The 20,746-nt window shown below is 40.1% G+C and carries 22 protein-coding genes, 1 tRNA gene and 2 pseudogenes; 22 read left to right on the top strand and 3 right to left on the bottom strand.

Annotated elements, in window-relative coordinates; translation table 11 throughout:
- The first annotated feature begins 107 nt into the window (after positions 1 to 107).
- From AXF23_RS05885 to AXF23_RS05935, 11 genes and pseudogenes are all read left to right on the top strand, one after another.
- Complete coding sequence (locus AXF23_RS05885) at positions 108 to 452, top strand: DUF4280 domain-containing protein (RefSeq protein ID WP_009012013.1); 345 nt, start codon at positions 108 to 110, stop codon at positions 450 to 452.
- Between the two features lie 51 nt (positions 453 to 503).
- Positions 504 to 1,289: pseudogene (locus AXF23_RS05890) on the top strand (phage baseplate assembly protein V); the annotation flags it as partial.
- Positions 1,290 to 1,312: 23 nt separating this feature from the next.
- Complete coding sequence (locus AXF23_RS05895) at positions 1,313 to 2,491, top strand: hypothetical protein (protein ID WP_107624646.1); 1,179 nt, start codon at positions 1,313 to 1,315, stop codon at positions 2,489 to 2,491.
- Positions 2,492 to 2,495: 4 nt separating this feature from the next.
- Positions 2,496 to 3,560, top strand: a complete 1,065-nt coding sequence (locus AXF23_RS05900; RefSeq protein ID WP_107624647.1) for a DUF4280 domain-containing protein — start codon at positions 2,496 to 2,498, stop codon at positions 3,558 to 3,560.
- Between the two features lie 5 nt (positions 3,561 to 3,565).
- Positions 3,566 to 4,159 (top strand): DUF8188 family protein, encoded by a 594-nt coding sequence (locus tag AXF23_RS05905; protein ID WP_107624648.1) that lies wholly within the window; start codon positions 3,566 to 3,568, stop codon positions 4,157 to 4,159.
- A gap of 34 nt (positions 4,160 to 4,193) precedes the next feature.
- Positions 4,194 to 4,790 (top strand): DUF8188 family protein, encoded by a 597-nt coding sequence (locus tag AXF23_RS05910; RefSeq protein ID WP_107624649.1) that lies wholly within the window; start codon positions 4,194 to 4,196, stop codon positions 4,788 to 4,790.
- A 34-nt stretch (positions 4,791 to 4,824) separates the two neighbouring features.
- Positions 4,825 to 5,421, top strand: a complete 597-nt coding sequence (locus AXF23_RS05915) for a DUF8188 family protein (RefSeq protein WP_107624650.1) — start codon at positions 4,825 to 4,827, stop codon at positions 5,419 to 5,421.
- 34 nt (positions 5,422 to 5,455) lie between these two features.
- Complete coding sequence (locus AXF23_RS05920; protein WP_107624651.1) at positions 5,456 to 6,052, top strand: DUF8188 family protein; 597 nt, start codon at positions 5,456 to 5,458, stop codon at positions 6,050 to 6,052.
- Between the two features lie 34 nt (positions 6,053 to 6,086).
- Entirely contained in the window at positions 6,087 to 6,683 is a 597-nt protein-coding gene (locus AXF23_RS05925) for a DUF8188 family protein (protein ID WP_107624652.1), read from the top strand.
- Between the two features lie 34 nt (positions 6,684 to 6,717).
- Positions 6,718 to 7,314: a DUF8188 family protein gene (locus tag AXF23_RS05930; protein ID WP_107624653.1), complete on the top strand. Its 597-nt coding sequence runs from the start codon at positions 6,718 to 6,720 to the stop codon at positions 7,312 to 7,314.
- Positions 7,315 to 7,673: 359 nt separating this feature from the next.
- Positions 7,674 to 8,825: a glycoside hydrolase family 43 protein gene (locus tag AXF23_RS05935; protein ID WP_107624654.1), complete on the top strand. Its 1,152-nt coding sequence runs from the start codon at positions 7,674 to 7,676 to the stop codon at positions 8,823 to 8,825.
- A 190-nt stretch (positions 8,826 to 9,015) separates the two neighbouring features.
- Here AXF23_RS05935 and AXF23_RS05940 read toward each other — a convergent pair whose 3' ends face one another.
- The gene (locus tag AXF23_RS05940; protein ID WP_107625812.1) at positions 9,016 to 10,119 is read right to left on the bottom strand and encodes an Mrp/NBP35 family ATP-binding protein; all 1,104 of its coding nucleotides are present in this window, start codon (positions 10,117 to 10,119) and stop codon (positions 9,016 to 9,018) included.
- A gap of 135 nt (positions 10,120 to 10,254) precedes the next feature.
- A complete protein-coding gene (locus tag AXF23_RS05945; protein WP_107624655.1) occupies positions 10,255 to 10,632 on the bottom strand; it encodes a hypothetical protein in 378 nt (125 codons plus the stop codon).
- A 1,436-nt stretch (positions 10,633 to 12,068) separates the two neighbouring features.
- Between AXF23_RS05945 and AXF23_RS05960 the strand changes: the two genes are divergently transcribed.
- From AXF23_RS05960 to AXF23_RS06015, 11 genes and pseudogenes are all read left to right on the top strand, one after another.
- On the top strand, positions 12,069 to 12,575 hold the full coding sequence (locus tag AXF23_RS05960) for a pyridoxamine 5'-phosphate oxidase family protein (RefSeq protein ID WP_107624657.1): 507 nt from the start codon (positions 12,069 to 12,071) through the stop codon (positions 12,573 to 12,575).
- Positions 12,576 to 12,668: 93 nt separating this feature from the next.
- Positions 12,669 to 13,895 carry a BaiN/RdsA family NAD(P)/FAD-dependent oxidoreductase gene (locus tag AXF23_RS05965; protein WP_107624658.1) on the top strand — a complete coding sequence of 409 codons (1,227 nt, stop codon included), beginning with the start codon at positions 12,669 to 12,671 and terminating at the stop codon, positions 13,893 to 13,895.
- A 614-nt stretch (positions 13,896 to 14,509) separates the two neighbouring features.
- Positions 14,510 to 14,594: transfer RNA gene (locus tag AXF23_RS05970), tRNA-Ser, on the top strand.
- A gap of 312 nt (positions 14,595 to 14,906) precedes the next feature.
- The gene (locus AXF23_RS05975; protein ID WP_107624659.1) at positions 14,907 to 16,139 is read left to right on the top strand and encodes a site-specific integrase; all 1,233 of its coding nucleotides are present in this window, start codon (positions 14,907 to 14,909) and stop codon (positions 16,137 to 16,139) included.
- 25 nt (positions 16,140 to 16,164) lie between these two features.
- Positions 16,165 to 16,632 (top strand): DUF1896 domain-containing protein, encoded by a 468-nt coding sequence (locus tag AXF23_RS05980; protein ID WP_107624660.1) that lies wholly within the window; start codon positions 16,165 to 16,167, stop codon positions 16,630 to 16,632.
- 138 nt (positions 16,633 to 16,770) lie between these two features.
- A complete protein-coding gene (locus tag AXF23_RS05985; protein WP_107624661.1) occupies positions 16,771 to 17,118 on the top strand; it encodes a hypothetical protein in 348 nt (115 codons plus the stop codon).
- A 354-nt stretch (positions 17,119 to 17,472) separates the two neighbouring features.
- The gene (locus AXF23_RS05995; protein ID WP_107624663.1) at positions 17,473 to 17,934 is read left to right on the top strand and encodes a hypothetical protein; all 462 of its coding nucleotides are present in this window, start codon (positions 17,473 to 17,475) and stop codon (positions 17,932 to 17,934) included.
- A 22-nt stretch (positions 17,935 to 17,956) separates the two neighbouring features.
- Positions 17,957 to 18,403, top strand: a pseudogene (locus AXF23_RS16230) (PcfK-like family protein).
- A 4-nt stretch (positions 18,404 to 18,407) separates the two neighbouring features.
- Positions 18,408 to 19,682, top strand: a complete 1,275-nt coding sequence (locus tag AXF23_RS06005) for a PcfJ domain-containing protein (protein ID WP_107624664.1) — start codon at positions 18,408 to 18,410, stop codon at positions 19,680 to 19,682.
- 27 nt (positions 19,683 to 19,709) lie between these two features.
- Positions 19,710 to 19,964 (top strand): hypothetical protein, encoded by a 255-nt coding sequence (locus tag AXF23_RS06010; protein WP_006046171.1) that lies wholly within the window; start codon positions 19,710 to 19,712, stop codon positions 19,962 to 19,964.
- A gap of 4 nt (positions 19,965 to 19,968) precedes the next feature.
- The gene (locus AXF23_RS06015; RefSeq protein ID WP_040595785.1) at positions 19,969 to 20,184 is read left to right on the top strand and encodes a hypothetical protein; all 216 of its coding nucleotides are present in this window, start codon (positions 19,969 to 19,971) and stop codon (positions 20,182 to 20,184) included.
- A 165-nt stretch (positions 20,185 to 20,349) separates the two neighbouring features.
- Here the strand turns inward: AXF23_RS06015 and AXF23_RS06020 are convergent, their stop codons facing one another.
- Entirely contained in the window at positions 20,350 to 20,670 is a 321-nt protein-coding gene (locus tag AXF23_RS06020) for a hypothetical protein (protein ID WP_006046169.1), read from the bottom strand.
- Positions 20,671 to 20,746: the final 76 nt, after the last annotated feature.

A 20,746-nucleotide genomic window follows, 5' to 3' on the forward strand; every position in this document is an offset into this window, starting at 1 on the left:
CGTATGGATTATTAATCACAAGGTAGGACAAAATATAGTTTCTATTAAAATGAATGCTAATACTGAAGAAGTTATAAAGAAAGGTACAAATCCTATAATAAAGTAGAATGGTGAAAATTGTAACTAATGGTGCTTTAATGTGTTGTACTTTAGGAACAGAACAAGCCAAGTTGACAGTTCTTAGTCAAAGTTTCCGAAGTATTTCGGGAGAATTGGTAGCTACAGAGGAGGATAAAAGTGGTTTAGATAATATCTCCAGTTTTGGAGTTTGCAAATGTAGTTCTCCGAATCCTCCTTGTATTCCACAGCCACAAGGCTGGCAGCAAACAACACAGAAAGACAGTATCAATGGGATGAAAAAACTGACGGAGCAGTCATTCTGTATGTGTGCTAAAGGAGGAAGAATATCATTCGTTGATACAGGAAGTAATTCTTTTGTTGAAAGTGAATAAAAGTACTCATGCTCTACCTTTATGATGCGTTGTAGATGTCTTTATACCGATAGACTGCGTATGCCACTGGCTGAAACACAGATGGCAACGGTGCTAAGCAATGCCGATCCACACGGAGCGGGTCGTGTACAGGTGCGCATGAATTGGCAGACCGACAACATGCGAACAAGTTGGGTGCGTGTGATGACACCTGATGGCGGTGGCAGTAAAGACGTAAAGAGCAATCGTGGCTTTGTGTTCATCCCAGAGGTAGGCGACCAAGTCCTCCTCGGCTTCCGTCATGGCGACCCCGCCCGTCCCTACGTCATGGGTAGCCTGTTTAATGGAACGACAGGTGGTGGCGGTGGTCAAGGCAACAACTGCAAGAGCCTCACCAGCCGCACTGGCTGTGCCTTGAAACTTGATGATTCTGTAGGTAGTGTCACCCTACACGACAAGGGCGGTGTAAGCATGACTTTTGATGGTGCAGGTAACTCTACATTGAATGCAAAAGCTACTCATACGGTGAATGCAGGTGACAATGCTTCTATAAATGTTGGAGCTGCTGAAAAAGGGCAAAGTGCACCGTCTTGCCTGACAATGGATTCTGCTGGTAATATAAAGTTAAAGGGATCCACAAATATTCGCTTGGAGATTGACAAAGATACTTATATAGACCTAACTTCAGGTAAAATTACGATTAAAGCAGCTACTGTTTCTGTTGTTGGTACTACCAGTGCTGCTATTGGTAGTAATGAAGGAGCTTCAAAGGGCTTGAAGGCTGACAATACAGGAGTAACCATTAAAGGTGGTGGCTTAAACGATACTATAAATGGAAAAAATGTCAATATCAATTAGGTATTGGAAGCAAAAGAGGTTTTATGGACAATAAGGGAAATATGGGCAAAGGTCATGCCTATCAAAATAACAGAGTAAACACTGACGGTGAACAATTTACATCTGAAGCCAAAAAATATAATAATAGAATGGAGGAAGAAGAGCTCCGTCTGTTATCTTCATTGGGATTAACTAAGGAAGATATTATTGACAAAACAGACCCAGACCTCGGCACTACACGAAGTGCTGAGGCTATGCTTCGGTCTATTGAACGTCAAAGACAGTATAAGCAGCGTGTCATAGAAGCGGCAAGGAGAAAGAGAGAAACAGGAAAAGATATAGTAATAGAACAGGAGAATAGTACCAAAGAAAGAGATATTGAACGCATCTTAAAGTATAGGTGTGAACAAATGTCTGCAACTCGCCTAAATGGTGTTTCTATTAATAATTCTCAGGTTAATCAAGATTTTAAGGTAGTTCAAAATGTTGATAATAAGGAAGGTTTATTTTTAGTAACTTTGTTAGACAACATTGTAAATGCTACTCCACAACCCCTAAAAGAATCAGTTGATTTGCTGATGGAGGTAGATAAAGCTCTACTCTCTAATGTTTTATTGGATATTGACGAACAGACGGGCAAAGTTAATCAGATTTTAAACCATGATGAGATTATCAAACAATGGGACCAATGTAAGGATTCTTTGAGAAATAAATACGATTTTATTCGAAAAGAAGATACTCGTGATAAGTTGGAGTATTTCCTTAAGGTTGCAGAAGAACAGGCTCACAACTTAGATAGTTTGAATATGATGTTTAATGCAAAACTGTTTGTTAATACATTCTTTGATAAATATTTGGTTACAGATAAAAACCTCTTCGACCCATATAAGCGAGTCTTTAACTCACAGCTTTTTGAGGATATTGCTGTTGAATTGGATTTTACTCAGGAAATTCTGAAAGAGTCACCAAATATGGTCCTCATTCAAAGAAAAAGCAAGATGAACAAGGACACTTTACCATTATCACAGATTAAGGAGACCTATGAGAAAAAGTTTCAACCAACGATTCAATATAAGTTTTCTGACTATAATTATTCTATGGTAGAGAAATATGTTATCAACACGAAATATAATTTCATTGTCCAATCAGATGTTTTATTCATAGAGGAAGTTACCAATAACTTGGAAGTTGTAACAGATTTTAAACTGAGAAAATTAGTATAAGTATATGGCTGAATCGTATATTCCTGCAGAGGCTTATGTCATTTGTTCAAACATGACATGCGGTGTACCACGTAAGTTATTACCATCACGTAGTGATAAAACAGTTGCCCACTCAAATGGTTCCAAGATTCTTCTGACAGTTGAAGACCGAAAGATTGACGAATCGTTTGAATGTGTAAAAAAAGGTCTGGATTGGGGAGGATTTGAAGCGTTAGCTGCAGGTATATGTATAGGAGCGTTGGTTGTAGCAACAGTTGCTACAGGAGGACTTGCCTTGGCTGCAACAGGCGTTATGTTTGCAGCTGCAGACGCAACGGTCATCTCCGGAGTGGGAGGAATTATAAGTATTGCTCATGCTTGTGATTACACACTTGAATCAATATGGGCTGGTAAAAGTTCATCTGTTAAATTCAATAAGCATGCAGCCTTATTGAATAGATCTTCTATGACATGCTCAGGCGGTGGTGGCGTTATCAATATAATATTAGATAAACAGATAGCTATGGATGCTGCAAAAGCCATTAGTGACAGTAATATGAATGCTTTTTATTGGAAGATGGGTTCTCAGTTTGTTATGGGTGCAATAACTGCTATTACTGCAGCATCAAGCGCTGTGTCTCTTGTTGCTGCAGCAGTTTTGGCTGTGCCTTCATACTTTAGTTGGGGCATATCAGATGATTCACCAACAAAACGTAATATAGGTGCTGGCACTGTTACCTACATCGCTGGTATGGTTGTCACCAAAGAAGTTAAGAGTACGGTTTCATTAATAGGGACAGGTGCCAAGACTGCAGCTGGATATATCCAATATGGATATGGAGTATTAGTTGAAAATATAGGAACCCAATTCGAAGGAGCAATACGAACAGCGATACACTCCAAGCGGATAAATCCAAGTCAATTAAAGGGTTTTACTGCTGGACTTGGAGGGGCTGCGGTAAATGTTGGAATTGGAATTGTTGCTGACAATAACATTGATGATAATAGAAAAGATGCTTCAGATAAGAATAAAAATGCAAATAAGGATGATAAATTAAACTCTATTAATGTTGTATCAATACGAGAATAATATATATGAAAAAGATTAATATGGGTTGGTTTTTGGGTGTCGGGCTTGTTGCAATGTTGTTGGCAATTGGTAATCTAATTTACACCTGCACACGGAATGACGGGGAAAAGTATGCACAGCAGTATATGGACGAGTCGGAGTATGTAACTTTGCATATCCCAGGAGGAGCAAAGGACGTCAGCTATGGAGCTGGGAGTATTATGACAGGTGTCCTAATGAACTCAACAGAAAGGATTAGAACTGATAGTATTCTTTTTTATGATAGCACTTATAAGAAATACTTCTGTGTATTCGTTATCGAGCCAGAGCGTGATATGGGTAGACAGAGTTCATTTGTAGAGGATGATATAAGTTACCGTAAGACCATCAAAGCCCGTATAAACAAATACGAACTAAACTCTCCTCGATACGGTTCTAAAGAAAACCCTGTCCCTGTGTTAGACTATGACTATGATTTACAAGAATTCAGAGATGTTTATGATGACAAGGAATACGAGTATGCGTTCAGCAGACCTTCCTATTACAAGAGAGCAGTAGAACTATATCTCACCTATATGATGAGCAAGGAAGAATTCAAGGAACGGTTTGAAAAGGAGTAATTTGGTGGGCATATCAATACAACGATAATATGTTATGAGAAAGAGCGGTATGGGCTGGTTTCTGGGTGTCGGGCTTGTTGCAATGTTGTTGGCAATTGGTAATCTGATTTACACCTGCACACGGAATGACGGGGAAAAGTATGTACAGCAGTATATTGACGAGTCGGAGTATGTTACATTGCATATTCCAGAAGGGATAAAGGATGTTACTTATAGAGCTGGGAGTATAATGACAGGTGTCCTAATGAACTCAACAGAAAGGATTAGAACTGATAGTATTCTTTTTTATGATAGCATTTATAAGAAATACTTCTGTGTATTTGTTATTGAGCCAGAGCGTCGGGAGACAGTTAGGCAAGGTATGATAGTTGTAAATGATATAGACTACCGTAAGACCATCAAAGCTCGTATAAACAAGTACGAACTAAACTCTCCTCGATATGGTTCTAAAGCCAACCCAGTCCCAGTGTTAGACTTTGATTATAATTTACAAGAATTCAGAGATGCTTATTATGGGGAACAATTTAAGTATGCGTTCAGCAGACCTGCCTATTACAAGAGAGCAGTAGAACTATATCTCACCTATATGATGAGCAAGGAAGAGTTCAAGGAACGGTTTGAAAAGGAGTAATTTGAAGGGGCTATCAATACAACGGTAATATGTTATGAGAAAGAGCGGTATAGGCTGGTTTATAGGTGTCGGTCTTGTTGCAATGTTGTTGGCAATTGGAAATCTGATTTACACATGCACACGGAATGACGGGGAAAAGTATGTACAGCAGTATATTGACGAGTCGGAGTATGTTACATTGCATATTCCAGAAGGGATAAAGGATGTTACTTATAGAGCTGGGAGTATAATGACAGGTGTTCTAATGAACTCAACAGAAAGGATTAGAACTGATAGTATTCTTTTTTATAATAGCACTTATAAGAAATACTTCTGTGTATTTGTTATTGAGCCAGAGCGTCGGGAGACTGTTAGGCAAGGTATGTGTGTAGAGGATGATATAAGTTACCGTAAGACTATCAAAGCTCGGATAAACAAGTACGAACTAAACTCTCCTCGATATGGTTCTAAAGCCAACCCAGTCCCAGTGTTAGACTTTGACTACAAGATAGCACATTTCCAGAATGATAAGAATAGTAAATACTACGAGTATGCGTTCAGCAGACCTGCCTATTACAAGAGAGCAGTAGAACTATACCTCACTTATATGATGAGTAAGGAAGAATTCAAGGAACGGTTTGAAAAGGAGTAATTTGAAGGGGCTATCAATACAACGGTAATACGTTATGAGAAAGAGCGGTATAGGTTGGTTTCTGGGTGTCGGTCTTGTTGCAATGTTGTTGGCAATTGGAAATCTGATTTACACATGCACACGGAATAATGGGGAAAAGTATGCACAGCAGTATATTGACGAGTCGGAGTATGTTACATTGCATATTCCAGAAGGGATAAAAGATGTTACTTATAGAGCGGGGAGTATAATGACAGGTGTCCTAATGAACTCAACAGAAAGAATTAGAACTGATAGTTTGGCTTTTTATGATAAATATTATAAGAAATATTTCAGTGTATTCGTCATCGAGCCAGAGAGTCGGGAGACAGTTAGGCAAGGCGAGATAGTTGTAAAGGATATATGTTACCGTAAGACCATCAAAGCCCGTATAAACAAGTACGAACTAAACTCTCCTCGATATGGTTCTAAAGCCAACCCAGTCCCAGTGTTAGACTATGACTATGATTTACAACGATTAAGAAGTGCTTATGATGACAAGGAATACGAGTATGCGTTCAGTGGACCTGCCTATTACAAGAGAGCAGTAGAACTATATCTCACCTATATGATGAGTAAGGAAGAGTTCAAGGAACGGTTTGAAAAGGAGTAATTTGAAGGGGCTATCAATACAACGGTAATACGTTATGAGAAAGAGCGGTATAGGTTGGTTTCTGGGTGTCGGTCTTGTTGCAATGTTGTTGGCAATTGGAAATCTGATTTACACATGCACACGGAATGACGGGGAAAAGTATGCACAGCAGTATATTGACGAGTCGGAGTATGTTACATTGCATATTCCAGAAGGGATAAAAGATGTTACTTATAGAGCGGGGAGTATAATGACAGGTGTCCTAATGAACTCAACAGAAAGGATAAGAACTGATAGTATTCTTTTTTATAATAGCACTTATAAGAAATACTTCTGTGTATTTGTTATTGAGCCAGAGCGTCGGGAGACTGTTAGGCAAGGTATGTGTGTAGAGGATGATATAAGTTACCGTAAGACTATCAAAGCTCGTATAAACAAGTACGAACTAAACTCTCCTCGATATGGTTCTAAAGCCAACCCAGTCCCAGTGTTAGACTTTGATTACAAGATAGCACATTTCCAGAATGATAAGAATAGTAAATACTACGAGTATGCGTTCAGCAGACCTGCCTATTACAAGAGAGCAGTAGAACTATATCTCACTTATATGATGAGTAAGGAAGAATTCAAGGAACGGTTTGAAAAGGAGTAATTTGAAGGGGCTATCAATACAACGGTAATACGTTATGAGAAAGAGCGGTATAGGCTGGTTTATAGGTGTCGGTCTTGTTGCAATGTTGTTGGCTATTGGTAATCTGATTTACACCTGCACACGGAATGACGGGGAAAAGTATGTACAGCAGTATATTGACGAGTCGGAGTATGTTACATCGCATATTCCAGAAGGGATAAAGGATGTTACTTATAGAGCTGGGAGTATAATGACAGGTGTTCTAATGAACTCAACAGAAAGGATAAGAACTGATAGTATTCTTTTTTATGATAGTATTTATAAGAAACACTTCTGTGTATTCGTTATCGAGCCAGAGAGTCGGGAGACAGTTAGACAAAGTATGATAGTTATAAAGGATATAGACTACCGTAAGACCATCAGAGCTCGTATAAACAAGTACGAACTAGACTCTCCTCGATATGGTTCTAGAGAAAACCCAGTTCCAGTGTTAGACTTTGATTATAATTTACAAGAATTCAGAGATGCTTATTATGGGGAACAATTTAAGTATGCATTCAGCAGACCCGCCTATTACAAGAGGGCTGTAGAACTATACTTAACTTATATGATGAGTAAAGAAGAGTTCAAGGAGCGGTATGGAGAGAAGTAAAAGGAATGAAATTATAAAGTCTCGTATATAAAAGAAATAAGGAGGAGGAAACTTATATAGAAGGTCGAATTATCCTGATAATGAGGATATTTTTCCTTTACCTGCTCAATATCGTTAAAGGATATTCTCTAATCAACTTATAATCTTCAAAACAAGATAGACTATTAGTTGGTTACATCATTTTTTGCTGGACCACTTTGTCGATATGGCTGTACAGGGGTATGGCTGGATATCATAGCGAGTACTATCGTAGATAAGACTTAACGCCACACGCATTTGTTGACAGAAACACTTTACATTCTTTGTATATTCACTATCTTTGCAAAGGAAAAGGGATTTACAACAAACACCTCAGAAGAATGAAAAGAATACTGTTATTACTGATGGTCATGATGCCCATACTGACTATTCATGCACAAGCACCGATGACGGGTGGTGAGTGGAAGGATAATTTGGGTAGACATATCAATGCACATGGCGGATGTATCATCAACTATAAAGGGACTTACTACTGGTATGGTGAGAGTCGTTCAACAGGAAAGACACTATATAGTTCAAAGGGCGTCAGTTGCTATACATCGAAAGACCTACAGAACTGGACGAACAAAGGAGTAGTGCTACCTGTGAGCAATGACACATGCAGCGACATCCAAGAAGGCTGTATCATTGAACGTCCGAAGGTGGTATATAACAAGAAAACAAAGGAGTTTGTAATGTGGTTCCACTTGGAACTGAGAGGGATGGGCTATAAGAGTGCCCGTGCAGGAGTAGCCGTCAGCGACACACAGCTTGGTCCATTCCGTTTCGTACGCTCGAGCCGTATCAATGCAGGAATCTTGCCTAAAGATTTCATAGAGGCAGATACAACAGAGCTACGGCAGAGACTCAGTGAACCAGCGTTTAACACATGGTGGACCTCCCCTTGGTATAGACAGATAGAGCGTGGAATGTTTATGGTACGTGATTTACAAGGAGGTCAGATGGCTCGTGACATGACAATCTTTATTGACGACGACGGTAAGGCGTATCATATCTATGCGTCAGAAGACAATCTCACCCTACATATTGCAGAGCTCACGGATGACTATTTAAGACATACAGGCTTGTATGTACGCGTTGCTATGGGCGAGCAGAATGAAGCACCGACAATCTTTAAGAAAGACGGTGTCTACTGGATGATAACAAGTGGTTGTACAGGATGGGCACCGAACGCAGCTCGACTGTTCCGTGCTAAGAATATTATGGGACCATGGGAACAACTGCCTAATCCCTGCCGTGGTGATGGTGCGAATAAGACTTTCGGTACACAAGGCGCCTATATCTTTAAGATTGAAAAGGCAAAAGAGAAGAAGATATTTGATGGTGCAGACTATTTATTTATGGCCGATATGTGGCGACCAAAGAAGATAACTGATAGTAGGTATCTTTGGATACCGATTCACTTTGAAGACGGAAAGCCTACCCTAAGAGCAAATTTGCCTAACACTTATCAGTCTTCAGAATCAAATTAGTCATTTGAGCAAGAAAGAGTTACTGACCAAGCTTCGCTTTTTATCAGTTCTTAATATCGTCTCTTGTTCCACATCTAAGGATTTGGAAGAAGCTACCACTGGGTTAACTAAAAGAGAAATAGAGATATACACATTACCCGTATATCTCTATTTCTCTTTATAGAAGAACATGCAGATACGGTTTATAAGCTTACCCGTTCTTTACCTCAACAATCTTTGTTGGAGCCTGTTCTTTGTTACGACGATTGACAACCGTCACCACACTCTGGGCAAGGCTGAGGAAAGCCTGACCAGTGATAGTGTCTATCTGTGTTGCCGCAGGAGTACCCTTATCGCCATTCTCACAAATGCTCTGTACGATTGGAATCTGAGCAAGCAACGGACAACCAAGTTCTTTGGCTAAGTTCTTGCAACCATCCTTACCAAAGATATAGTACTTGTTCTTTGGAAGCTCAGCTGGAGTAAACCATGCCATATTCTCAACTAATCCGAGGATAGGGATATTCACTTTGTCGTTGCGATACATATCAATACCCTTACGAGCATCAGCTAAGGCTACATTCTGAGGAGTTGAGACAATCACAGCACCTGTAATAGCAAGTGTTTGCATGAGTGTCAGATGAATATCACTGGTTCCTGGTGGCGTATCGAGGATAAAATAATCAAGGTCGCCCCAGTCGGCATCGGCAATGAGTTGCTTGAGAGCAGAGGTAGCCATACTACCACGCCAAAGGGTGGCAGTGTCTGGATTGACAAAGAAACCGATAGAGAGGAGTTTCACACCATACTTCTCGACAGGTTCTATGAGTTGTCGACCATCCTTCTCGACACCGTAAGGACGCTCGTTCTCAACACCAAACATCTTTGGCATACTCGGTCCGAAGATATCAGTATCGAGCAGACCAACCTTATATCCAAGACGTGCCAATGCAATAGCGAGATTAGCAGAGACAGTGCTCTTCCCTACTCCACCCTTTCCAGAACTTACAGCAATGATGTTCTTCACCTGAGGTAACAACTTACCTACCTCTGGGCGTGGCGCATTCTTGAATTCTGTTGTAATGGTTACTTCAACCTCCTTACCCACGGAATAGTGAATCTGAGCCTCAGCAGCCTTGATAGTAGACTTGAGGAAAGGGTCGGTCTCACGAGGGAAGATAAGCGTAAAGCTTACTTTGTTGCCATTGATACTGGGTGTATCGGCCAGCATCTCACTCTCAATAATATTCTTTTTTGTTCCTGGATAGATAACCTTTTCCAGTGCATCTGTAATGAGTTTGGGATATAATGTCATTGTATTCTTATTTTTATATATTAGGATGGAACCACACAATGGGTTTCTCTTATCCTTCATCCCTCATCCTCTTAGATAAGGAAAATATTCTATATTTCATTTACCAAAAATAATGCCAAGAAATAAATGGTCACATTAGTTACGCTTATTCTGCGTACTCTCCCATTCCTCCCACTCCTTGGCAACAACCTTCCAGTCGGTCATCTCGCCCGCCTCAATGGCTTCTTGCACGCGTACCGCCTCATCTCGTGCCTTATCCCGTGCACGCTTTGCCTTCATATCAGCAATTGTAGCATCGTCAAGAATCTGTATTGCTCCACGACGAATAGCCTCCTGCAACTCTTCTTCGCCGAAAGCTTTGCCAGGCTCGTTGAAGTCAGCAATATTAAACTCGTAGATAGTACGAAGATCATGACGTACAAGTTTCTGCTTTGCTCGATTGCCCGCATTCTTTAATCGGAGGAGCTTTGCTATTTCTTTTATCTCGTCTTGTGCGAATTTATTTCGTCCCATGCTTTGATACTATTTCGAACACCATTAGTGCCTTTCTTGTCTGCGAAGTTAGTAACAAAATCCCAATACTGCAAATTTTCATAAAGAATACATTGTGTCACACATGATAAAATGGAGGTTAATACTCCTATAAACATTGTTCATAAATCAAGACTAAGAGAAAACAGGAACAATTTTATCATCAATACAACCTGTAATGGTCGTTAGCACTTCAAATAAAATAGGAGAAAGAGGATGATTGTTCTCAATTCAATAATGATATAGACTGTCATAATTCAATCTACTAATTGGAGAATTTTTATAGAGCAACAATTGGAGAACATAATAGGGAAAATAGGACTCTTTCGTTAAATGCGTAGATACTTTTCGTACAGCTTTAACAGAAGACCCAAAATGGTTCATCAAACAAAAACATGGGCAAGGCAGTCAACTGTCCATTCTATCATCACCCTCCTACGCAAAACAACCTTTTCATTTTAATACGTTCAAAATACAGACAAGAGTTTGAAAAGTCATTACATAATTTCAGACATATCATCTGCAAATATAAAAAACAAATGCAAAAATGTAAGTTTATAACCAGCAGCCAATCAACTGGTTATCAAGTCATTCTTAAAAGGTGCTTAATTGGACTTCAAAAGGGCGTTAGTAACACGCTAAAAGAGCATCTATTGCACGGTAATCAGGCGTCTTTTAGAAGCCAGAAGAGTATGTGTCAGTTTTGAACTGAGTAAAAATATTTACAGACACCGATGTTATGGTAATAAATTGTATGTAAAGGCAGAAAGACATGCTCATGAACAGACACAGCATCAATTTGCCTTTTCTGCATCTTATCTTGTAGTTTATCTTCCGATGTAAGACCAAATGATTTTGGACAGGCATACCTTGCAAGTGCATAAGCCTTTATTCTATTTCCATTCTACGCATTTAACGGAAGAACCGAAAATAGTCGGATACAGAATGTAAAGTTTTCTGATAATTACGCCCTATTTCTTATAGTTTAACACTAAGATGCTGCATTATAATTTAATTGAATCGATAAGCCTTTTTTAACCTAATCACGATTGAAAGCAATAATCAATAAATATAACGTTTTTATAGGAGAACAAAGGGATTAAAGTACATTGAGTTAGTTGTAATAATTGTTATTCCACAAAGACATATCAGCCCTGACATTGTAATAAAAGTTAAAATAAGCGTTAAACGCAGAAAAAACTTACAGCAAAGTTTGTACGTTACCGAAAAAACGAGTACTTTTGCATCAAGTTTTTTTAGTGGTTAATTTAGTTTTAGTATTTAAACCTTGGGTGATGTGAATCAGTCAAGGTCTTTTTTTTGGGAGTCTGATGTGAAGCTTTCTTAACATATAAGATTAATTCATAACAGACATTTCTTAATTTCAATAATCAATTATCATATTAATAATGTAGAATATGAAATATGTTAATGACCGCATACGCAGACAGGACCGCCTAATGGATGAGGAACGAGCAATAGAATTGCTGCGTGAAGGAGAATATGGTGTTTTAAGTATGGTATCAGAGGATATGGGATATGGAATTCCTGTAAACTTTGTTTGGGACGGCGACCATAGTATCTATATTCATTGTGCACCTACAGGACGAAAGTTAGTAGCCATCGAAGAAAATCCAAAGGTTTCATTGTGTATCATTGGAAAGGTGAATTTATTACCACGTAATTTTACCACAGAGTACGAAAGTGCCATCTTCTTTGGTGAAGCTCATATCCACCTCTCTGAAGAAGAGAAGATGCATGCACTGCATCTATTGATAGACAAGTTATCACCTGATTTCAAAGAGCTTGGCGATAAATATGCTCACATGAGTTTCCATCGTGTTGAGATAATCCGTGTTGATTTCTCTGAATTCAGTGGTAAACGAAAGAAGGTGCATTCATCAGGTACGCCAACCGGAGATTAAAGGAATACTCGTAGAAGGATATTCACCACACATTAAATGTTTCACATAGCAAAGGTCGGCATCTCTCAGGACCTAAGTATTAGTTTTTAGCGAATGAATATAGCTATCATTGGCGGAGGAGCAGCAGGGTTCATGGCTGCTATCGTGGCTCGCAGGACAAACCCTGCAAGTAAGGTGACAATCTTTGAACGTGCACAAAAGGTGTTGGCTAAGGTTGAAATAACTGGAGGTGGACGTTGTAATGTTACAAATAGCTTTGCAGCCATTACGGACATGAAGCAGGCTTACCCACGTGGGCATAAACTCATGAAACGATTAATGAAGGCGTTTAGCCATGAAGATACTTATAGATGGTTTGAGCAACATGGTGTGCCATTGGTGACACAAGAAGACGAATGTGTCTTTCCGAAGGCACAAGACTCCCATGCCATTATTGATTGTTTAGTGCGCCAGGCTAATGAATTGGGTGTTACTATATGCTGTCGACATCGATTGGTGGATATTCATAAGATGGAAGATGGAAGATTAAAACTGGAGTTTGATAATAGTACACAGCGCATATTCCATCGTACTATCATTACAACAGGTGGGTCACCTAATGGACGTGGCTTACACTATCTTGAGCGCCTTGGACATAAGATAGAGGCACCTATACCATCGCTATTTACATTTAATATAAAGGACCGAGCCTTCTGTGATCTTATGGGAACAGTGGTTGACCCAGTCGTTATGGCTATCCCTGGCACAAAACTACGTGCACAGGGTGCGTTGTTGGTGACACATTGGGGAGTAAGTGGTCCTGCTGCTTTGAAACTTTCCTCCTATGCGGCTCGTCTGCTTGCTGAAAATGATTATAAAGCACCGCTTGCCATCAGCTGGACTGACGAACTAACACGGCAAGATGTGGAAAGCTGTCTTCTAAAATTTCAAGCTGCTAATCCGCGTAAGCAGGTTGCCAACTTACATCCATTTGGTCTGCCAAGTCGGCTCTGGCTTTATATACTAAGTAAACTTGGCATAGATGCAGTGAAGCCATGGGCAGAGATTGGACGTAAAGCACTAAACAGAATAATAGAAACATTGGTCAACGATCAATACACCATTGCTGGTAAAGGTGCCTTTCGTGAAGAGTTTGTGACGTGTGGTGGTGTGAGTCTTAGCTCTATTAATTCTAAAACACTTGAAAGTAAAGTCTGCCCAAACCTTTTCTTTGCTGGTGAGGTGTTAGACATTGATGCTATTACTGGCGGTTTTAATCTTCAAGCTGCATGGACAACAGGTTTTATAGCTGGGAAGAGTGCTTCTTCATGTGAACTATAACAATATCATCTCCACAACAACCTCCTACTGGTACAAATGAGGCAGCTGATAATATGCGAAATATAACGATTGGTTCTCTACAACTACCCTACTCTAATAGTTTCTTCTAATAATCACCTACATACCCATACCTCCACCAAACCGTCTTCATATCCATAATCAAACACCACACTTTATTATACCAACATTATTCACAAGAACGTATTATGCCCAAATAAATAGCCAAGCCATATCGTATCAACATCACTCCACGGGGACATATAATATTCTAACAAATCGCCTATTCGTATCATGTTATCACTATTCATAGAGCCCCATTATATCCATATAAATGCGCAAGCGTAGTATGTCAACCCCTGCTCAAGAAATGCATTGTATCCGTATAAAATGCTAAAGCGTACTATATCAACATTATTCATGGAATGACATTGTACTCCCATAACACAATATAAATAGACAGGTTTTACTCCCAATTAGACTTTAGAATGCCTCTTTTTGTTAAAAAGTGTTTTATCTAAAAATTTCTTTACCAAACATTTTGTAGTTCAAAAAAATATCCATAACTTTGCACTCGCTTTCAACAAGGAAGCAGGTTGACTACAAAGTAACCTTCTGGAGAGATGGTAGAGTGGTCGATTACAACGGTCTTGAAAACCGTCGTACCGAGAGGTACCGGGGGTTCGAATCCCTCTCTCTCCGCTAATAGGCTTTAAAAGGTCTTCACAAGGGTCTTCATTTTAGCCTTCAAAAATTAGATAATCGTTGTAAAATCAAGGTTTTACAACGATTTTTCTTTGTATATACCTTTATCGCCTGACGGCATAACCCTATGTTTTGACAATCATCATTCGGTCAATTTCTGCTACATAAACTGCTACACAAAAATTGTAGCAGCAAAAAATGTAGCAGTGACGGGATTTTGAATACCATATTGACGGCATTAATTCTTTCTTTTTCAGAGTGTTATATATTAACTTTGCAGCCGAGTGCTACACAAAAGAATGATGCATTATGAGAACAACTTTCAAGGTATCCTTCTACCTACGCTCAAACTATGAGAACAAAGAAGGAAAGTCGCCTGTAATGCTCCGTGTATTCCTTAACGGAGAGATGGCAAATTTCGGATCTACGAAAATCTTCGTGGACAAGACAGTGTGGAACAATGCCACAAGTCGGCTCAAAGGTCGGACGGCTGAAGCTTTATCCGCCAATGCCGCATTGGATTCTATTTCCACAATGCTGAATAACATTTACCACAAATTCGAGGATGATGAATCCTTGTCATTGGATAAAATCCGCTCATTCTTTGTCGGGAAAGACAGGGAGTACACGACCTTTCTCCCTATATTTGACAAGTTCAACGAAGATGTCAGACAGCGTGTCGGACACACCATCAGCAAAGATAGTTTGCAAAAGTACAGTGTTTTGAGAAGACATTTCTCAGAGTTCCTTATCCATAAATATGAAAGAAAGGATATTGGACTTACAGAGTTTACACCATCCGTGGTACAAGATTTTGAGTTATATCTGAGTACAGTGGCAGGCTGTGCTTACAACACGTCTGTCAAGAAAATGAAGGCACTCAAAACCGTAACCATCTATGCGCAAAAACGTGGTTATCTTCTTCACGACCCCTTCCTCAATCATCGTTTTCACTTGGAGCCTGTTAATCGTGGTTTTCTCACGGATGAGGAAATTATGAAGATAGCCAACAAGGATCTTGCTATTCAACGCTTGGAATTAGTAAGGGATGTCTTCATCTTTTCATGTTTCACAGGTCTGGCATATATTGATGTTTCCAATCTCACACCAGACAATATCGTAACACTTGATGATAAGCAGTGGATTATGACCAAGAGGCAGAAAACAAGTGTGGAGACAAATGTTTTATTGCTTGACATTCCCAAGAGTATCATTGCCAAGTACAGTCATAAGACCTATCGGGGCGGCAAACTATTTCCCATCCTAACGAATCAGAAAACCAACGCATATTTAAAAGAAATTGCCGACCTTTGCGGTGTCAAGAAGAATCTGACCTTCCATCTTGCTCGGCATACATTTGCGACCATGTTGCTCAGCAAGGGCGTTCCTATGGAAAGTGTGTCGAAGATGTTGGGACATACCAACATTAAAACGACACAAATTTATGCCCGTATTACCAATAAGAAAATAGAACACGATATGGAACAGTTGGCTGGCAAGTTAGACAAGTTCAATGTTGCCATGGGCATCAACTCAAAATAATGTACAATCCTAAACTAAGAAGATTATGACAACAACAAAGAAAGAACTTTCCTACTTCCGTTTGAAGTTAGAGACTTATCTTAGTGAGCATTTCCCTGAAATGCTGGCTGACAAATCATTCATAACTGCAAGAGCCGACGAAGCACTTACCACCTACTGCGATGCTATGGCACAAGGCTTCTCGCATCCCGAAGCAGAGACAATGGCAAGTGAAGTCTTATACCAAGGTTTGCACTTTTCCAAGTACGACACGCTTGTATCCGTCTTAGAGAATGAGTTCGAGAAAGAACTCCCTTCTCCTCTTCCTGAAAGACTAACACCGATACTTTTGAAGAATAAGGCTGTGCAAAGCGTTTTCGATAAGTATGAACTGACAGACGATTTTGGTGCAAGTCCAGAGTATGAGAAACTCTACACCGAACTGACAGGGACAATCGTTCTGATCATCGAGGTTAATGGTCTGCCAACCGTCAATAGTGAGAACATGACTTGATGTAACACCATCGGGAACTTTTGTAGTGTCAAGAGCCAAGATAACTATTCTTCCCCACACACCAAGAGTTTAAGCAAACACTTGGCTTTGTGAGGCAGAATATCTTGTTATTGCTCTTGAACTATTAAAAGCTCCGATATGAATACAATCATCATGAATCAAGACGTTCACACACCTGCCTTCATCAAGGCAGACGCATCGAACAGAACCGATAATATCAAGCAGCAGCCGACTTCTCCCAAGCAAGTCCGTCGCTTCGGTTGGACACGATTCATCGAACTCGCTATCCTGCTTTCCGTCGTTATCGGTGCCATTTGGCTTATCTCGAAGATGGTAACACCGCAAGTCGTAACTGCCGTCTCTGTCATTGCAGGTTTTCTGATACTACGCTTTATAGTCAGGGTAATTCTAAAAGTGACAATTACGCTGCTGAGCATTCTCTTCTGGCTGACAATTCTCTGTGCCATCCTGCTTTGCGTGCTTTGAGAAGCACGGCTCTGTAATACCTTTCATTTATCGTTCATTAGGTGGTTATCTCACATTTCGAGATAGCCACCTTTTCTATTTTCCACTACGAGCGTTGCACTTTTGCTTCTTTTCCAATGCTCCACAATATGCGAAATGAAGAAGACGGATGCTGTTCCCTTTTTATCCGCAAAGGTAGTACGGGGCTTGTGGCTTTCCCAAGGTCCTAAGCCGCTTGGTTTGTCTGGAAAATCTCCACACCTACGGGTAGTATTTTCCGCCAAAACCTTGTGCAAGCCTCGCCCCGCTACCTCTATTTTGCTACAAAAAGGTATCAGCATACTCCGATCTTTGGACGCATAAAAAAATGTCGCTATGGATAAGCAAAAAGGAACTCGAAGAGAGCGACCGAAGGGAAAGCCAAATACAACATCTTCGATGAAAGGAAAAGGATATAGCTCCTCCTCTCATTACCGCATTAACCCTACGGCTGAAAAAAGTGAGCAAGTGTTGGCAATTAAGTTTGTACTATGGGACGTTCCCCCTTTGGAGAGCCTTTGTAACAGCAAAGTATATATCCTGCGTGAAAAACTCAATCGTGGCGAGCGTATGAGCCGTGAGGAAAAGAATTGGCTATGTGAAGCGGTGAACTCAAACACCTATTTCCGAACAGCCGTTCCCCTGCAAGGCTATCGCTTTGACTTCTTTGATGTACTGAAGAAATACCTTGTGGGTCAGTACGGACAATGGACAGAATATTACGCACCCGACAGAACAAGCCTAAGAGCCTACCTATATGGACGCATCAATCAAATAGTAGAAATTCCCAAGTATTAACAACATCAAAACATATACGACAATGAAAGGTACAGAACATTTTACACGGACAATAGCCGAATATCTCAATCAGCGTGCTATGACAGACCCTTTGTTTGCCCCTAACTTGATGAAACCGAACAAGAACATCGAGGAGTGCATCACCTACATTCTTAATGAAGTGCAGAAAAGCGGTTGCAACGGCTTTGATGATGATGACGAGTTGTTGAGAGCTTAGCTCGAAAAAATCTTCTCTATGGCTGTTCACTACTACGATGAGGACGATATAGAAGTCGGCAAGGCTGTTTCTTGCCAAGTAGCCGTTAATCACGTTGTGGAACTCACAAAGGAAGAAAAAGCCGAAGCAAGGCAGGAAGCCATTAAGCAATATCAGCGTGAGGAACTTGCCAAGTTACAGAGCCGTAACACACGAGTGAAGAAGACAGAGAACGTAGCAACCCAAGTACAACCATCACTATTCGATTTTTAAGCCTATGAAACCGAGAAACAAATTTGAGAAGGCGGTTTTGGAACAAAGCAAGCATCTTCGCCCGATAACCAAGACACAAAGTAAGTGGGCATTCCGTGAGTGTATTGACCACTTCGCCTACCGCTTGCCAAAAGGTCGCACTACTTGTATGGATTGTGGGCATAGTTGGGGAATGAACAAACAGAGAGAAACTTGCACTTGCCCTCATTGCAGGGTAAAGTTACAGGTCAAGGAAACATACGAGCGTAAGTTGCAGCAGAAGCAGTATTTCACCCTACTTACCACTTGTGGAGAGTTTCAAGTATTACGTATGTTCCTACTTATTGTGGGTATGGAGAAAGGTTACGAAGCACAGACCTCCATAATTGAGATTGGGCAATATTGGTGGAATATGCAGGGACGAAAAGCTGTGGTTGCCATACAGAGGGTTTTGGGACACTATGTTGATACCTTTTCCTATTATAGTCCTATGGCAATACGCAACGATAATGAAGCCTATCAGCATATTGCCTACTCACCGATATATCCGAAGTTCAAGGTTACAGACATACTTCGCAGAAATGGTTTTAAGGATAATTTCTATGGCATCGTGCCTACCCAGCTTATTCCTGTATTGCTTACAGACAGCCGTGTAGAAACATTGTTAAAAGCAGGTCGTACAGACCACTTACGTTACTTTCTTGGCAACAAGAGTGCTTTTGAGGAACTATGGCAGTCCTACAAGATTGCAGTTCGTAAGGGTTATGATATTACAGATATTTCCCTTTGGAGTGATTATGTAGATACACTTAGAAGATTAGGAAAGGATATTCATAATCCAAAATATTTATGCCCCACAGACCTTAAAGGCGAACACGACCGCAGACACGAGGAACTTCTCAGACAGCGTGAAAGGAAGGAAATAGAACAGAAGCAAAAGAAGGCAATGGAAGACGAAAAACGTTTCAAGGAACTCAAATCAAAATTTTTCGGTATCTGTTTCACGGACGGCACTATCCAAGTCCACGTATTGGAGAGCGTGCAAGAACATTTGGAAGAAGGTGTATCAATGCACCATTGCGTATTTTCTAATGCATACTACCTTAAGGAGGACTCCCTTATCCTTTCGGCTACCATTGAAGGCAAGCGAATAGAAACCATTGAAGTATCTTTACGAACTTTGGAAGTGGTGCAAAGTCGTGGAGTGTGCAACAAGAATACGGAATACCACGAGCAGATAGTAAACCTTGTGAATGCTAATCGAGGTCTTATAAGCCGAAGAATGAAAGCAACAGCATAAAGTATGAACCATTAAATTATCAGAGATATGAAAACAGAGATTGAAAACATCATCTATAACTATGCAGACGAGATACCGCATATTTTCATTAGGGTTATCAACGCAATAACCCTATCCAACAGCAAAGAGGAGTTAAGGTCGGCTATCAACAAAATAGCCAAAGAAACAGAACTTGACAAATTCTTTGCATACGGCTATGGTGCACACCACTTTTGGCTCAAACACCGCAAATTATCCAATGGAGAGCCAAAGGAATACAGATTATTAAAGGTTGAATTTTAAGATTATGAAGAAGATAGTTTACAGAGTACGAACGCAATATATCTTCGAGGGAGTATTTGAAGTGGTTGCGGAGAGCAAGGAAGAAGCACGGCAAAAAGTCCTGCAAAATTGTGGGCTAGTCATGGGTGGAAGCATTCACAGTACCTTGCCCGATGAGGTGGTGAATTGGGTGTTTGACAGACATCCCAACAAACGAATAGACAGAATAACGAAAGTGTAGGAATAGCCACTGAATAAACAAGAGCCACGCAAACTTTCGGTTTGCGTGGCTTCTTTTCTTTTTCTTAGAACAAGCAGGTGACCAAAGAAAAGAAGCAAAAGAAAGTCGCAAAGAGATTTTTTCTCTTAATAATCGAGAAAAATAAATAACGCTTTGCTTCCTCTTCTATTCTCTTGCTTCCTGCTCTGCATCTCTCTCCATGGCATATTTCATTGCATAGAAAGATTCCGCATCATCAAATCCTTTCATAAGGTTTTCCTCAATCCATTTTGGGAAATATTCTTTAGCCTTAGGAGTGAGCCTTAATGCATTGTTACTTGCCTCGTGGATAATTAGAGTATCATCACTGCCATTAGCAGTTTCTACTCTATACAAGGAAATACTCCCTTCGTTCCCACTTGCTGCTTGATACAACTCATAAATTTCGTGGTAATCCATATCAAAAATAGAGTCCACGAAGGTTTGAAAATCTTTAGTGACGTCCATTGCAGAAATAATTAAAATTCAACATTCTATAAATGCAAATTCTGTGCCAATCCAATTCATGTGCCAGTTTATTTGT

Source organism: Prevotella sp. oral taxon 313 (genome assembly GCF_003043935.1).
GTDB classification, from domain to species: domain Bacteria; phylum Bacteroidota; class Bacteroidia; order Bacteroidales; family Bacteroidaceae; genus Prevotella; species Prevotella jejuni.